At 62.3% G+C, this 14,562-nt stretch carries 14 protein-coding genes; 12 read left to right on the forward strand and 2 right to left on the reverse strand.

The window, feature by feature from the left end:
• Positions 1-107: 107 nt before the first annotated feature.
• Entirely contained in the window at positions 108-2,204 is a 2,097-nt protein-coding gene (locus tag J1G34_RS11085; protein ID WP_222994039.1) for a TonB-dependent siderophore receptor, read from the forward strand.
• Positions 2,205-2,736: 532 nt separating this feature from the next.
• Here the strand turns inward: J1G34_RS11085 and hemH are convergent.
• On the reverse strand, positions 2,737-3,762 hold the full coding sequence (gene hemH, locus J1G34_RS11090; protein WP_222994041.1) for a ferrochelatase: 1,026 nt from the start codon (positions 3,760-3,762) through the stop codon (positions 2,737-2,739).
• A 14-nt stretch (positions 3,763-3,776) separates the two neighbouring features.
• A complete protein-coding gene (locus tag J1G34_RS11095) occupies positions 3,777-4,676 on the reverse strand; it encodes a TIGR01777 family oxidoreductase (RefSeq protein ID WP_065891704.1) in 900 nt (299 codons plus the stop codon).
• Between the two features lie 212 nt (positions 4,677-4,888).
• On the opposite strand from J1G34_RS11095, the gene J1G34_RS11100 reads away from it, so the two are divergent.
• From J1G34_RS11100 to J1G34_RS11150, 11 genes are all read left to right on the forward strand, one after another.
• Positions 4,889-5,875 carry an NAD(P)/FAD-dependent oxidoreductase gene (locus J1G34_RS11100; protein WP_065891705.1) on the forward strand — a complete coding sequence of 329 codons (987 nt, stop codon included), beginning with the start codon at positions 4,889-4,891 and terminating at the stop codon, positions 5,873-5,875.
• Positions 5,872-6,087 carry a TIGR02450 family Trp-rich protein gene (locus tag J1G34_RS11105; protein ID WP_065891706.1) on the forward strand — a complete coding sequence of 72 codons (216 nt, stop codon included), beginning with the start codon at positions 5,872-5,874 and terminating at the stop codon, positions 6,085-6,087. The genes J1G34_RS11100 and J1G34_RS11105 overlap by 4 nt, the downstream gene beginning before the upstream one ends.
• Before the next feature lie 114 nt (positions 6,088-6,201).
• The gene (locus J1G34_RS11110; protein ID WP_065891707.1) at positions 6,202-7,161 is read left to right on the forward strand and encodes a YbgA family protein; all 960 of its coding nucleotides are present in this window, start codon (positions 6,202-6,204) and stop codon (positions 7,159-7,161) included.
• Positions 7,162-7,164: 3 nt separating this feature from the next.
• On the forward strand, positions 7,165-8,094 hold the full coding sequence (locus J1G34_RS11115; protein ID WP_222994043.1) for a MerR family transcriptional regulator: 930 nt from the start codon (positions 7,165-7,167) through the stop codon (positions 8,092-8,094).
• A complete protein-coding gene (phrB, locus tag J1G34_RS11120; RefSeq protein WP_222994045.1) occupies positions 8,095-9,537 on the forward strand; it encodes a deoxyribodipyrimidine photo-lyase in 1,443 nt (480 codons plus the stop codon).
• Positions 9,530-9,952, forward strand: coding sequence for a nuclear transport factor 2 family protein (locus J1G34_RS11125; protein WP_065935730.1), 423 nt, complete (start codon positions 9,530-9,532; stop codon positions 9,950-9,952). Before phrB ends, J1G34_RS11125 begins: the two co-directional genes overlap by 8 nt.
• Positions 9,949-10,731 carry an SDR family NAD(P)-dependent oxidoreductase gene (locus J1G34_RS11130; RefSeq protein WP_122737628.1) on the forward strand — a complete coding sequence of 261 codons (783 nt, stop codon included), beginning with the start codon at positions 9,949-9,951 and terminating at the stop codon, positions 10,729-10,731. The genes J1G34_RS11125 and J1G34_RS11130 overlap by 4 nt, the downstream gene beginning before the upstream one ends.
• Positions 10,728-11,975 carry an NAD(P)/FAD-dependent oxidoreductase gene (locus tag J1G34_RS11135; RefSeq protein WP_222994046.1) on the forward strand — a complete coding sequence of 416 codons (1,248 nt, stop codon included), beginning with the start codon at positions 10,728-10,730 and terminating at the stop codon, positions 11,973-11,975. The genes J1G34_RS11130 and J1G34_RS11135 overlap by 4 nt, the downstream gene beginning before the upstream one ends.
• A complete protein-coding gene (locus J1G34_RS11140; protein ID WP_122462767.1) occupies positions 11,972-12,781 on the forward strand; it encodes a DUF1365 family protein in 810 nt (269 codons plus the stop codon). Before J1G34_RS11135 ends, J1G34_RS11140 begins: the two co-directional genes overlap by 4 nt.
• The gene (locus J1G34_RS11145; RefSeq protein WP_222994047.1) at positions 12,768-14,039 is read left to right on the forward strand and encodes an SAM-dependent methyltransferase; all 1,272 of its coding nucleotides are present in this window, start codon (positions 12,768-12,770) and stop codon (positions 14,037-14,039) included. Before J1G34_RS11140 ends, J1G34_RS11145 begins: the two co-directional genes overlap by 14 nt.
• Positions 14,032-14,541: a DUF2878 domain-containing protein gene (locus J1G34_RS11150; protein ID WP_222994049.1), complete on the forward strand. Its 510-nt coding sequence runs from the start codon at positions 14,032-14,034 to the stop codon at positions 14,539-14,541. Before J1G34_RS11145 ends, J1G34_RS11150 begins: the two co-directional genes overlap by 8 nt.
• Positions 14,542-14,562: the final 21 nt, after the last annotated feature.

The raw sequence follows: 14,562 nt of genomic DNA on the forward strand, positions 1-14,562 counted from the left end.
CAGCGCACCCGCGCCCGTTCGCGGGCGCTGGTGCATTGATATGACATAGCAATCTTTCTCATTAGACATGTTATATTGTTTCAATATCGACATTGGAACGCTCTATCATGCCGTCTCGAAAATTTGCCCCCCTGGCCGGCCTGGCCCTGGGTTTGCTGCTCGACCCTGCCTACGCCGAAGAAAACACCCTGGAACTGGACACCATCAGCGTCACCACCGACGCCTACGAGTCGGCGACCGGCCCGGTGCAGGGTTACCGCGCGACCCGCTCCGCCAGCGCCACCAAGACCGACACCGCCCTGCGCGATATCCCGCAATCGATCAGCGTGATTCCTGCCACGGTACTTAAGGACCTGGGCAGCACCAGTGTGGAACGCGCCCTGGAATTTGCCGGCGGCGTCTCCAAGCAGAACAATTTTGGCGGCCTGACCCTTTACGAATACAGCGTGCGCGGCTTCACCACCTCCGAGTTCTACCAGGACGGCTTCAGTGCCAATCGCGGCTACCCGAGCACGCCGGACGCGGCAAACATCGAACGCATCGAAGTGCTCAAGGGGCCGGCCGCCAGCCTGTACGGACGTGGCGATCCAGGCGGCACAGTGAATATCGTCAGCAAGAAACCCCAACCCGAAGCCTTCACTACGCTGCAAACCAGCGCGGGCAGTTGGGATCGCTACCGTACCGCGCTGGACGTGAATACGCCGCTCGACAGTGAAGGCCGCGTGCTGTCGCGGGTGAACCTGGCGGTTGAAGACAACCACAGTTTTCGCGATCACGTGGACGCCAAGCGAGTGTTCGTCGCGCCGTCCTTCAGTTGGGAACTGGACCCGGATACCACTCTGCTGGTGGAAAGCGAATTCGTGCGCCACGCCTCCACCTTCGACCGCGGCATTGTCGCCGACACCGGCATGTCCCATTCCACGTTCCTCGGCGAGCCCGACGACGGCAATATCCGCAACCACAACAACCGCATCCAGGCCGCGCTGGAACATCACCTCAATGATGCCTGGAAGCTGCGCCTGGCCAGTCATTACAAACAAGGCAGCCTGTGGGGCGACGCTTCGGAAAGCCGTGCGCTGAACGCCGACGGTCACACCGTCAACCGTCGCTACCGTGAGCGCTCAACCGGCTGGCACGACAGCATCACCCAACTGGAACTGCGCGGGCTGTTCGATATTGGCAGCTGGCAGCATGAACTACTGATCGGCACCGAGTACGAGGACTACCGCAAGAAGGAACGAGTGACCGCCATTGGCGGCAGCAACTACCCCGTTGATCTCTACAACCCGGTCTACGGCCAGCCAAAACCCAATGGCACGCGCACCGGTACCGATTTCTTCGAGCAGACCCAAAGCCATGCGCTGAACCTGCAAGACCAGATCGTCTTTACCGACCGCCTGCGCGGCATGGTGGGCGCGCGCTTCGAGCATTTCGACCAGAGCACCGACGACTTCACCCGCAACCACGCCAAAAGCCGGCAAACCCACGACGCCTTCACCCAACGCGCCGGCCTGCTCTATCAACTCACGCCGCAGGTTGGGGTATTCGCCAACGCCTCCACCTCATTCAAGCCCAACAGCGGCCTGGATGCCGCTGGCAAGACCTTCAAGCCCGAAGAAGGTGTGGGGTATGAAGTCGGGGTCAAGAGCGAGCTGTTTGACGACCGCCTCAGCGCCACCCTCGCCGCCTTCCATATCGAAAAGGAAAACGTGCTGACCCTGGACCCGGCGACCAACACCAACCGCGCCATGGGCAAGGCGCGCAGCCAGGGCCTGGACCTGCAACTGACCGGGCAGGTCACCGACGCCATCCGCGTGATCGGCGCGTTGGCCTACATCGACGCCGAAGTGACCAAGGGCGATAAAACCATTCCTGCCGGCAGCCGTATCCTCGGCGTCGCCAAACGCAGCGGCAGTCTGTTGGGGGTGTACCAATTCCAGGACGGCGCATTGCGCGGTTCGGACCTGGGGGCGGCGTTTACCTATGTCGGTGATCGCTCCGGTGAGGCGGGAACAGGTTTTGAACTGCCGGCTTACCACACCGTCGATCTGCTGGCGCATTACAAAGCGACGGAGAATGTCACCGTGGGGCTGAACCTCAACAACCTGTTCAACGAGAAGTACTACGAGCGATCCTACAGCAGCTACTGGGTCAACCCCGGCGAGCCGCGCAACTTCACCGTCAGCCTGAGCCTTAACCTCTGACAGACATGAGACTAAATGTGGGAGGGGGCTTGCCCCCGATGGCGATGTGTCAGTCACTGATGTACTTACTGACTCTCCCTCATCGGGGGCAAGCCCCCTCCCACATTTGGATCGCGGACCGGCAAATGATACCGGTCGGCTCTAAGGCCACCGCGCTTTTGCTTTTGATCTCAGGCGCCCCGTTAAACCACGCTGGCCGAACGCAGGCTTGAATCCGTGGGTAACCCGGCAGGACGCCGGGTTAGCCGCACTGGGCCATGGATGGCCCATTGCGGCGGCCCACGGATTCAAGCCTGCGTTCGGGCACACCGAGCCTAAGCGAGGTGCCGAGTGGTGGGGCAAGAGCGTTTTGCTTACTTTTGCGCTTTTCAAAAGTGAGCCGCCGTCAGGGCGGAACCCTAAGTGGCCGTTACCGCAGAAACGGATATGTACTCGATCAGATCCAACATCCTGGTCGGCCCAGAGGCCGCCATCGGGGGCAAGTCGAATCGTCGCACCGCCCCTCCCACAATTGGATCACCGCAAGGCGTGATTACAGCGTAACCGGCGCTCTTTCGCAGAGGGTATTGAGCGCCGCCGCCCACTGCGGGTCATCGTTCAAGCACGGCACCAATATCAACTCCTCGCCTCCCGCCTCACGGAACTGTTCCAGCCCGCGATCACCGATTTCTTCCAGGGTCTCGATGCAATCGGCGACAAACGCGGGGCACATCACCAGCAGTTTTTTCACGCCTTGCTGCGCCAATGCCTCAAGACGCGCCTCGGTGTAGGGTTCGATCCACTTGGCGCGGCCCAGGCGCGACTGGAACGCCACCGACCACTTGCCATCCGGCAGCCCCAACCGCTCGGCCACATCGCGGGCAACGCTGAAGCATTGCGCGCGATAACAGGTGGCAAGCACCTCAGGCGAGGCATTTTTGCAGCAATCGGCATCCTTGAAACAATGCTGGCCGGTCGGGTCGAGTTTGGTCAGGTGACGCTCGGGCAAGCCGTGGAAACTCAACAGCAGGTGATCGTAAGCCTGTTCCACATGCGGCCGTACACTGGCGGCCAGGGCATCGAGGTACTCAGGCTGGTCGTAGAACGGCTGCAGGATGGAGAATTGCACCTTCAGTTTCTTGTCACGCACCACGCGCCTGGCTTCTTCTATCACCGTGGTCACGGTGCTGTCGGCAAACTGCGGGTACAGCGGCGCCAACGTCACTTTCTGAATGCCCTGGGCGGCCAGGCGCGTCAGCACCGTGTCAAGGGATGGCTCGCCATAACGCATCGCCAGTTCTACCGGGCCCTCGGTCCATTGCGCGGTCATCTGCTGCTGCAGGCGACGGCTGAGGACCACCAGCGGCGAGCCTTCGTCCCACCAGATGGACGCATAGGCATGCGCCGACTGCTCGGGGCGTTTGATCAGGATCAGCGACACCAGCAAGCGACGTACCGGCCACGGCAGGTCGATGACATAAGGGTCCATCAGGAACTGATTGAGGTAGCTGCGCACATCGGCCACCGAAGTGGACTTTGGCGAGCCCAGGTTGACCAGTAACAACGCGTGATCGGTCATGCAACATCCTATCTTTAGAGGCGGCTGGACAAGTCGTCCAGGGCCGCACGCAATTCAGTGAACTGGAAAGTGAAACCTGCGGCCAGCAGCCGCTCAGGCAGTGCCTTTTGCCCGCCAAGCAATAAACCCGACAACTCGCCCAATCCAACCTTCAGCGCAAAGGCCGGCATCGGCATGAACGCCGGGCGGTGCAGCACCTGGCCCAGCGTCTTGGCGAACTCGCGGTTGCGCACCGGGTGTGGCGCGCAGGCATTATAAGGACCACGGGCGTCAGCCTTGTGCAGAAGAAAATCAATCAGGGCGATTTGATCGCGGATATGCACCCATGGCATCCACTGGCGGCCATTGCCGATAGGCCCGCCCAGCGCCAGTTTGAACGGCAGCAACAGGCGCGACAAAAAGCCGCCCTCGGCCGCCAGCACCAGGCCGGTACGCACCAGCACCACGCGAATGCCCAAGGCCTCGGCACGCGCGGCGGTTTCTTCCCAGGCGATACACAACTGACTGGGAAAATCATCCTGCACCGGGCCGCTGTCTTCAGTCAGTTCGCGCTCGCCGCCGTCGCCATACCAGCCCACGGCGGAACCCGAGATCAGCACCGCCGGTTTCTGCTCCAGGCGTTCCAGCCACGCCAGCAGACTTTCGGTCAGGCTGATGCGACTGCTCCACAGCAATGCCTTGCGCTTGTGAGTCCAGGGACGGTCGGCAATCGGCGCACCGGCCAGGTTGACCACCGCGTCCACCGCGCCGATCACGTCCTGCAGGCGCCCAACGCCCAGCACCTGCGCGCCGCAAATACGCGCCACGGATTCAGGGGTACGACTCAACACGGTCAAGCGATGGCCCTGGGCAAGCCAGTGCCGGCACAGTTGACGGCCGATCAAGCCGGTACCGCCGGTCAGCAAAATATGCATGGGACTCTCCTCATGTAACGTTCGCGGCCGCTCACTGGTCTATTTTATAAGCAGGGATCGATTTGATATTCGAGCGTGACGATCGTTTAGCCTGTTGGCTTAACCATAGGTCACGCCACACAATCAGGCACGCCAAAACTTATACCAAAAAACAATATTGTACAGCTATTGGTGTCGGCGTAGTCTGTACCCAAAGGTAAACGAGGCCTCCCATGACTGTCCCCATCGCGATCATAGGTGCCGGCATTGCCGGTCTCTCCGCCGCCCGAGCGTTACGAGACGCGGGGCACGTTGTACACCTCTTCGATAAAAGCCGCGGCAGCGGCGGCCGTATGTCCAGCAAGCGCAGCGACGCCGGCGCGCTGGACATGGGCGCTCAATATTTCACCGCCCGCGACCGGCGCTTCGTCAACGAGGTGCAGCGCTGGCAAAGCCATGGCTGGGCCGAACAGTGGAAACCCCAGCTGTACAACTTCAAGGCCGGCCAGCTGACGCCCTCCCCTGATGAACAGATCCGCTGGGTGGGTACCCCGCGCATGAGCGCCATTACCCGCGCCCTGCTCGATGACCTGCCGGTGGAGTTCGGTTGCCGAATTACCGAAGTATTCCAGGGTACCCAGCACTGGAACCTGCTCGATGCCGATGGCGGCAGTCACGGCCCGTTCAGCCATGTGATCATCGCCACGCCGGCGCCCCAGGCCACCACCCTGCTGGCCGCCGCACCGAAGCTGGCGAGCGCCGTGGCCGGGGTGAAAATGGAGCCGACCTGGGCCATCGCCCTGGCCTTCGACACGCCTCTGGATACGCCGATGGAAGGCTGCTTCGTGCAAGACAGCGCCCTCGACTGGCTGGCGCGCAACCGCAGCAAACCCGGGCGTGACGTCAGCCTCGACACCTGGGTGCTGCATGCCACCAGCACCTGGAGCAAGGCGCACCTGGACCTGCCCAGGGAAGCCGTGATCGAACACCTGCACGGCGCCTTCGCCGAATTGCTGCACTGCGCCATGCCCGCGCCGTCATTCAGCCTGGCCCACCGCTGGCTCTACGCCAGGCCGTCCAGCAGTCATGAGTTCGGGGTGCTGGCCGATGCCGACCTGGGCCTGTTCGTCTGCGGCGACTGGTGCCTGTCCGGGCGCGTCGAAGGCGCCTGGCTCAGCGGCCAGGAGGCGGCGCGACGGTTGATCGAGCACCTGCAATGAACCGCTTGAATCCGGCCAAACTGCTGCTGTCGAAATGGACCGCGACCGCCCCGAAAAACAAGGAAAAACACTTCCTCGTCACCGAGCTGTTCCGTGACGAGGAAGGCACCGTGCTGGAAATCGAACTGCAAGCGGTGATGACCCGGCGCAGCGAACGCCTCCCATGGCAGGCCCTGCAGAACCCTGAACGCTGGAAAATGGGCTGGACGTAAATCCGGGCGAAAAATACCTATACAAAATTATTGACTTGTACAAGATCAAATCTATGATGAGATTTAGTTGTACAGGGATAAAAAACTGTACAGGAATTTCGCAGAGGTTTACCCATGCCCCATTCCGTGAAACCCAAAATCGGCATCAGCGCCTGCCTGCTGGGCGAAAACGTGCGTTTCAACGGCGGGCATAAGCAATCCCTCCTGTGCACCCAGACCCTGGCCGACTACTTCGACTACGTGCCGCTGTGCCCCGAAGTCGCCATCGGCCTGGGCATTCCCCGTGAAACCATTCGCCTGGTCGGCGACCCGGCCAACCCCCAGGCGGTCGGCACCGTGCACCGCGAACTCAACGTGACCCAGCCGCTGGATGAATACGGCCAGCAGATGGCGGCCGAGCACACCGACCTGTGCGGCTACATCTTTATGCAGAAGTCGCCCTCCTGTGGCCTGGAGCGGGTCAAGGTGTACCGTGAGAACGGCGCACCGGTGGATGGCGGCGGGCGCGGTATCTACGCCCAGGCGTTCTGCGCGCGCCACCCCAACCTGCCGGTGGAAGAGGACGGTCGCCTGAATGATCCGGTATTGCGTGAAAACTTCCTCACCCGCGTATTCGTCTACGCCAGCTGGCAACAATTGCTCGCCGAAGGCCTGACGCGTCACCGCCTGCTGGCCTTCCATTCGCGCTACAAATACTTGTTGATGGCCCACAGCCCGGCGCATTACAAAAGCCTCGGCCACCTGCTGGGCAGCATGACCAAGGACACCCACCTGGACGAATTGGCCAGTTGCTACTTCAGCGAACTGATGACCGGCCTGACCAAGTGCGCTACCCGTGGCACCCACACCAATGTGCTGCAACACATCAGCGGCTACCTCAAGCAGGCGATCAGCGCCGATGACAAACAGGAAATGCAAACCGTCATCAGCCAGTACCGCCAAGGCATCGTGCCGCTGGTGGTGCCGCTCACGCTGCTCAAGCATCACTTTCGTCAACACCCGGACCGCTACATTGCGCAGCAGGCCTACCTGCAACCGCACCCGGAAAACCTCAGCCTGCGCAATGCGATCTAGACCATGACAGTTGCCCTGCAAGACGAACCCGGCGAAGACATCGCCCAAGCCCTGCAAAATGGCTGGCTGCCGATCCGCGAGGTGGCGCGCCAGACCGGCGTCAATGCCGTGACCCTGCGCGCATGGGAGCGCCGTTACGGCCTGATCGTGCCCCAGCGCACGCCCAAGGGGCATCGCTTGTTCAGCGCCGACCACGTGCAACGCATCCATGCCATCCTCACCTGGCTCAATCGCGGCGTGCCGGTCAGCCAGGTAAAAGGCTTGATCGACTCCGCCCAAGCCTCCCCCGAACCGATGGAAAACGAATGGCACACCTTGCGCCAAACCTTACTGACGGCCATCGCTGAGCTGGCCGAACGTCGGGTCGACGATGCCTTCAACCAGGCCATGGCGCTCTATCCGCCACGCACCTTGTGCGAGCAATTGATGCTGCCACTGCTCAGCGAGCTGGAACAGAAGTGGCAGGGTCAGTTCGGCGCACAGATGGAGCGGGTATTTTTCCTGTCCTGGTTGCGCAGCAAGTTCGGCGCGCGCATTTACCACAACAACCGGCAACTCCACGGCACCCCGCTGTTGCTGGTCAACCACTCCGACTTGCTCCTGGAGCCGCACCTGTGGCTCAGCGCCTGGCTGGCCAGCAGCGCCGACTGCCCGGTAGAGGTGTTCGACTGGCCGCTGCCCCCCGGCGAATTGGCGCTGGCGGTGGAACACCTGCAACCGCGCGCCGTATTGCTGTATTCCAGCAAGGCGCTGCAGGTCGCGGCACTCATGAAACTGCTGGCGGGCATTGGTTGCCCGATATTGATTGCCGGACCGGCGGTCTGCATCCACCACGCCGAGTTGGCCGTACTAACCCGTGACATCCCCGAGTTGTTCGTCGCCGAAGACCCGTTGGCGGCCCACCAGATATTGATCCAGCGTGGAATCGTCTAAATGCACTTGATCTGGCTGCGCACCGACCTGCGCCTTCATGACAACACCGCCCTGACTGCCGCCAGCCAGCGAGGCCCGGTCGCGGCCATTTACCTGATCCCCCCGCAACAATGGCTGGCCCACGATGATGCGCCGTGCAAGGTGGATTTCTGGCTGCGCAACCTGCACGCGTTAGAGCAAGCGCTCGCAGACGTGAACATCCCGCTGCTGATCCGCCACGCCGACACCTGGGACCAGGCGCCAGGCGTATTGAGCCAGCTATGCCGGGAGCTCAAGGTCGAGTCGGTGCACGTCAACGAGGAATACGGGATCCACGAGAGCCGTCGCGACAGCGCCGTGGCCCAGGCCCTGGAAGCAGACGGCGTGACCTTCCACAGCTACCTCGACCAGCTGTTCTTCCAGCCGGGCAGTGTGTTGACCAAGTCCGGCACCTACTTTCAAGTGTTCAGCCAGTTCCGCAAGGTCTGCTACACCCGTCTGCACAGCGCCTTGCCGCCTTTGGTGGCAAGCCCCAAGGCCCAGGCCGTGCTCGACCTGCAAAGCGATGCCATCCCCACCCGCGTTGAAGGTTTCGAGCCGCCCAGCGAAACCTTGCGCGCTCTCTGGCCCGCCGGTGAAGACGAGGCGCGCAGGCGCCTCGACGCCTTCGCCGATGAGCAGATCAGTTACTACAAGGACGAGCGCGACTTTCCCGCCAAGCCCGGCACCAGCCAGTTGTCCGCCTACCTTGCCGCCGGGGTCGTGTCGCCGCGCCAGTGTCTGCACGCCGCGTTGCAGTCCAATCAGGGCGAGTTCGAAAGCGGTGACATCGGCACGATCACCTGGATCAACGAACTGCTGTGGCGCGAATTCTACAAACACATCCTCGTGGGCTACCCGCGCGTTTCCCGTCACCGTGCGTTCCGTCCCGAAACCGAGGCGGTGGCCTGGCGCGACGCCCCCAAGGACCTGGCCGCCTGGCAACAGGCGCGCACCGGTTTGCCGATCATCGATGCGGCCATGCGCCAACTGCTGGAAACCGGCTGGATGCACAACCGCCTGCGCATGGTGGTGGCGATGTTCCTGACCAAGAACCTGCTGATCGACTGGCGCGAAGGCGAGCGCTTCTTCATGCGACACCTGATCGACGGCGACCTGGCGGCCAACAACGGCGGCTGGCAGTGGAGTTCCTCGACGGGTACCGACTCGGCGCCGTATTTCCGGATTTTCAGCCCGCTGAGCCAGTCGGAAAAATTCGACAGCGAAGGGTTGTTCATCAAGCACTGGCTGCCGGAACTGGCCGCGCTGAATAAAAAAGAAGTGCACAACCCCGAAGCGGCCGGCGGGCTGTTCGGCGTGGCCGACTACCCGCGCGCCATTGTCGACCTGAAGAAATCCCGCGAGCGTGCCCTCGCCGCCTTTCGCAGCCTGCCTTCGCGTCAGGAGATGGCCGACCATGAGTGACTTCCTGCGCCATTTCGGCCACACCTTTGCCACGCTGAACAAGCACAATCTGCACCTGCTCGACAGCCTGTACAGCGACGACATCGTGTTTGCCGACCCGCTGCATGAAGTCCACGGCCTGCCCGAGCTGCATCGCTACTTCGCGCAGCTGTACAGCAACGTCAACCAGTTGGACTTTGATTTCCACGGCTTCGACCAAACGGCCGAAGGCGAAGGCTACCTGCGCTGGACCATGAACTTTCGTCACCCGCGCCTGGACGGCGGCGAGCTGATCAGTGTGCAAGGTTGTTCCCACCTGATGTGGCGCGACAAGGTTTACCGACACCGCGATTATTTCGATGCCGGCGCTCTGCTTTATGAACACCTGCCGGTCCTCGGCGGCGTCATCAGTTGGCTGAAAAGGAGAATGGGATGAGCCTGACACCGCCCCGTCGTTATTGGTTGACCGGCGCCAGCAGTGGCATCGGTGCAGCGCTCGCCGTGGAGTTGCTCAACAGCGGCGCCCATGTGGCGCTCAGTTCCCGCACAAAGGGCCCACTGGAGGCGCTCGCCCAGCGCTATCCGGGGCAAGTGCTGGTGGTGGCCGGCGACTTGACCAACAGCCAGACCGTGCGCGAAATCGGTGAGCGCATCAGCGAGGCCTGGGGTTCGCTGGATACGGTGATCCTCAACGCCGGCACCTGTGAATATGTCGACGCCAGGCAATTCGATGCGTCGATCATCGAACACGTGGTGCGCACCAACCTCCTGGCCAGCAGTTATTGCATCGAAGCGGCGTTGCCGCTGTTGCGTGCCGGGCGTACGCCGCATCTGGTGGGCGTGGCCAGCGCCGTGACGTACCTGCCCATGCCCCGTGCTGAAGCCTACGGCGCTTCGAAGGCGGGGCTGCGCTATTTGTTCGAGTCTCTGCGCATCGGCCTGTCGCCGGAGAACATCGACGTCACCGTGATCAGCCCGGGCTTTGTCGACACGCCGCTGACCGAACGCAATGACTTCCCCATGCCCTTGAGTTGGCCCGCCGACAAGGCTGCCAGGCATATCTTTGCCAAGCTGGAAAAGCGCCCCCTGGAGATCGCCTTTCCGGCCTTGTTCATCGCAGCCCTGTGGCCGTTGTCGAAGCTGCCTAACCGCGCGCAGCTGATCATCGGCAAACGCATGTTGCGCAGCCCGCCGCCGCACAAGGACGACCTGTGAAGATCGCCATTATCGGCAGCGGCATCGCCGGGCTGACCAGCGCCTACCTGCTCAGTCGTCGTCATGACATCACACTGTTCGAAGCGGGCGACTGCCTCGGCGGGCATACCCACACCGCCAACGTGACGGTCGAAGGCAAGCGCTATGCGGTGGACACCGGTTTCATCGTGTTCAACGACTGGACCTACCCGAACTTTATCCGCCTGCTGGGGCAGATCGGGGTCACGTTCAAACCCACCGAAATGAGTTTTTCGGTGTGCGATGAAAGTACGGGGTTGGAATACAACGGCAATAACCTCAACAGCCTGTTTGCCCAGCGCCGCAATATTTTGTCGCCGGGGTTCTGGGGCATGCTGCGCGATATCCTGCGCTTTAATCGCCAGGCACCGCTGGATCTGCAAGAGCAGCGCATCAATGCCGACATGACCCTGGGCGATTATCTCGACGCCGGCGGCTACGGCCCGCGATTTATCCGGCATTACATCGTGCCGATGGGCGCGGCGATCTGGTCGATGTCATTGGCCGACATGCTCAACTTTCCGTTGCAGTTCTTCGTGCGCTTCTTCAAGAACCACGGCCTGCTTTCAGTGAGCAACCGTCCGCAATGGTGCGTGATCGACGGGGGCTCCAGCAGCTATATAGAGCCCTTGACCCGCAACTTTCGCGAACGGATACGCCTCAACTGCCCGGTGCAAAACGTGCAACGCACCGACGACGGCGTGGTTATCCACAGCCCGCTCGGCAGCGAGACTTTCGACCGCGTGGTGTTCGCCTGCCACAGCGACCAGGCCCTGGCATTGCTCGCCGACCCGAGCGAGGCCGAACAACAGATCCTCGGCGCCCTGCCCTATGCCGACAACGACGTGGTGCTGCACACCGACACACGACTGCTGCCCGACCGCAAGCTGGCCTGGGCCAGTTGGAATTACCGGCTGGGCGGCAATCAACAGCAGCAGGCCGCCGTCACCTACGACATGAACATCCTGCAAGGCATCGACAGCGCCACCACCTTTTGCGTGAGCCTCAACCAGACATCGGTGATCAACCCGCTGAAGATCCTGGCGCGCTACACCTACGCCCATCCGCAATACAGCCTGGCGGCGGTGGCCGCACAGGCGCGCTGGGAAGAATTGCACGGCGCGCGCAACACGTTCTACTGCGGCGCCTATTGGGCCAATGGTTTCCATGAAGACGGCGTGGTCAGCGCCCTGCGCGTGGCCCAGGCGTTTGGGGAAACCCTGTGAACAGCGCCCTGTACAGCGGCTGGATCGCCCATCGCCGGTTTGCGCCCAAGGCCCATGCCTTTCGCTACCGCATCGGCCTGCTGTACCTGGACCTCAGCGAGCAGGACGCCGTGCTCGCGCTCTCGCCCCTGGCAGGCAGCAGCCGCCTGGCGCCCTTCGGCTTTCGCCAGCAGGACTACCTGCGCGCGTTCACTCGCCACGGCATGTCCTTGAGCGATGCGGTGCGCCATGAAGTCGGCAAGGCCCTGGGACGCACGCCACAGGGTGCTATCTGTCTGCTGACCCAGGCGCGCAGCTGGGGACTGGCATTCAATCCGGTGAGCTTCTTCTATTGCTTCGAAGCCGACGGGCAACTGGCGGCGATCCTGTGCGAAGTCACCAACACCCCGTGGCGCGAGCGCTATCACTACGTGCTGCCGGCCCAGGCACTGGGCGCCGATGAGCACCAGCACTTCGCCGTGGCCAAGGCGTTCCATGTGTCGCCGTTTCTGCCGCGCGACCTGGAATACCGCATGAGCTTCAGCCCGCCCGGCGCCAGGCTCGGCGTGCACATGGCCGATTGGCAGGGCGCGGATAAAGTCTTCGACGCCACCTTGAGCCTGCAAAAAGAAGCCCTGAACCGCGCCAGTCTGCATCGTTATCTATGGCGCTTTCCGTGGATGACCGCCAAGACCTGCCTGGCGATTTACTGGCAGGCCATGCGCCTGTTGCTCAAACGCACACCGATTTTTTCCCACCGGGCCGCCGATGGCGCCTCCAGCACCGCCGTCGGGTATACCAAGGATCGCCGCCATGAAATCCCCTAGCTTATCGGTCAAGACCCATCGCCTGAACGTCAATGGCATGACCGCTGCGCTGCTGCGCAAGGGCGTGTTGCGCCAACTCGGCCAATTGCGCCACGGCCAATTGGTGATCGTCGAGGACGGCGAGCGACACGTTTTCGGCGCACGGGAAGCGCATCTTTTGGGGGAAATCCAGATCCTCGACTCGGCGGTGTGGGGCCTGGTGGCCGCCAACGGTTCGATCGGCGCCGGCGAAGCGTTTATCCACGGCTACTGGAGCAGCCCGGACCTGACCGCCGTGGTGCGTGTGATGGTCAGCAACCTGGAGGTGCTCGATGCCATGGAGGGCGGCCTGGCTCGCCTGGCGCGGCCGTTCACCCAGGGCCTGCACTGGCTCAACCGCAACACACGCAAGGGCTCGCGAAAGAACATCGAAGCCCATTACGACCTGGGCAACGACCTGTTCCAGGAGTTTCTCGACCCGACCATGATGTATTCGGCGGCGCAATTTCTCAGCGCCGACGACACCCTGGAACAGGCGCAACTGAACAAGCTGGAACGCATCTGCCAGAAACTGTCGCTCAAGCCTACCGACCATCTGCTGGAAATCGGCACCGGGTGGGGCAGCATGGCGCTGTACGCGGCGCAGCATTACGGTTGCAAGGTCACCACCACGACCCTGTCCAGGGAACAGTTCGCCTACACCGCGCAGCGCATCGAAGCGGCGGGCCTGCAAGAGCAGGTGACATTGTTGCTGCAGGACTACCGCGACCTGACCGGTAAGTACGACAAGCTGGTGTCCATCGAAATGATCGAAGCGGTGGGCCATCGCTTCCTGCCCACGTATTTCAAACAGTGCGCGCACTTGCTCAAACCCGACGGCCTGATGCTGCTGCAAGCCATCACCATCCGCGAACAACGTTATGAGCAGGCCAGGAACAGCGTCGACTTTATCCAGCGCTACATCTTTCCCGGTGGCGCCCTGCCCAGCGTGCAGAACATGCTGCAGATCGTCTGCCGCGACACCGACATGAACCTGCTGCACATGGAGGATTTCGGGCTGCACTACGCGCGCACCCTGCGCCTGTGGCATGACAACTTTCGCGGGGCCCATGGGCGCCTGGCGGAGCTTGGCTACGACGAGTACTTCCTGCGTTTGTGGGAGTTCTACCTGTGCTACTGCGAAGGCGGCTTCATGGAGCGTACGATCGGCACCGCGCAGTTGCTGCTGGCCAAGCCCGCAGCCATCAACCCGCCGTTGCTCGGGCGCTTTAATGCTTAAATCCCTGGCCAACGCCGCGCTGTTTCAATGCGGCTGGTTTGCCTCTGTGCTCGGCGGCGACAGCCCGTGGTTGCTGGCAGGGTTGGCGGTACTGCTCATCCATCTGCTGTGGATCAGCTCATTGACCGATGAAGGCGCGCTGATCATCGGCGTGACACTCGCCGGCACGTTGCTCGACACGCTGTTGCGCACCCTCGGGGTTTTCCACTTCAGCGAGCCGGGGCCGTTGATTCCCTTCTGGCTGATGCTGCTGTGGGCCTTGCTGGGCACCACCTTGCGCCATTGCCTGGCCTGGAGCGCCCGCCCCTGGTGGCGCGCCGCGCTATTGGGCGCAGTGGGCGGACCGCTGTCGTATTACGCCGGCAGCCAACTGGCTGGGGTGCAGTTCGGCTATGGCCTGGGCCCGACAATGGCCGGGCTGGCGGTGCTCTGGGCCGTGGTTTTCCCGCTGCTGGCAGCAGCAGCCACAAGCGGCGGACTTCCAACAACGCTTAAAAGATGAAGCCGGTCGGCTTCTGCTTGC

The sequence above is a fragment of the Pseudomonas sp. Wu6 genome (assembly GCF_019891515.1).
GTDB lineage: Bacteria > Pseudomonadota > Gammaproteobacteria > Pseudomonadales > Pseudomonadaceae > Aquipseudomonas > Aquipseudomonas orientalis_A.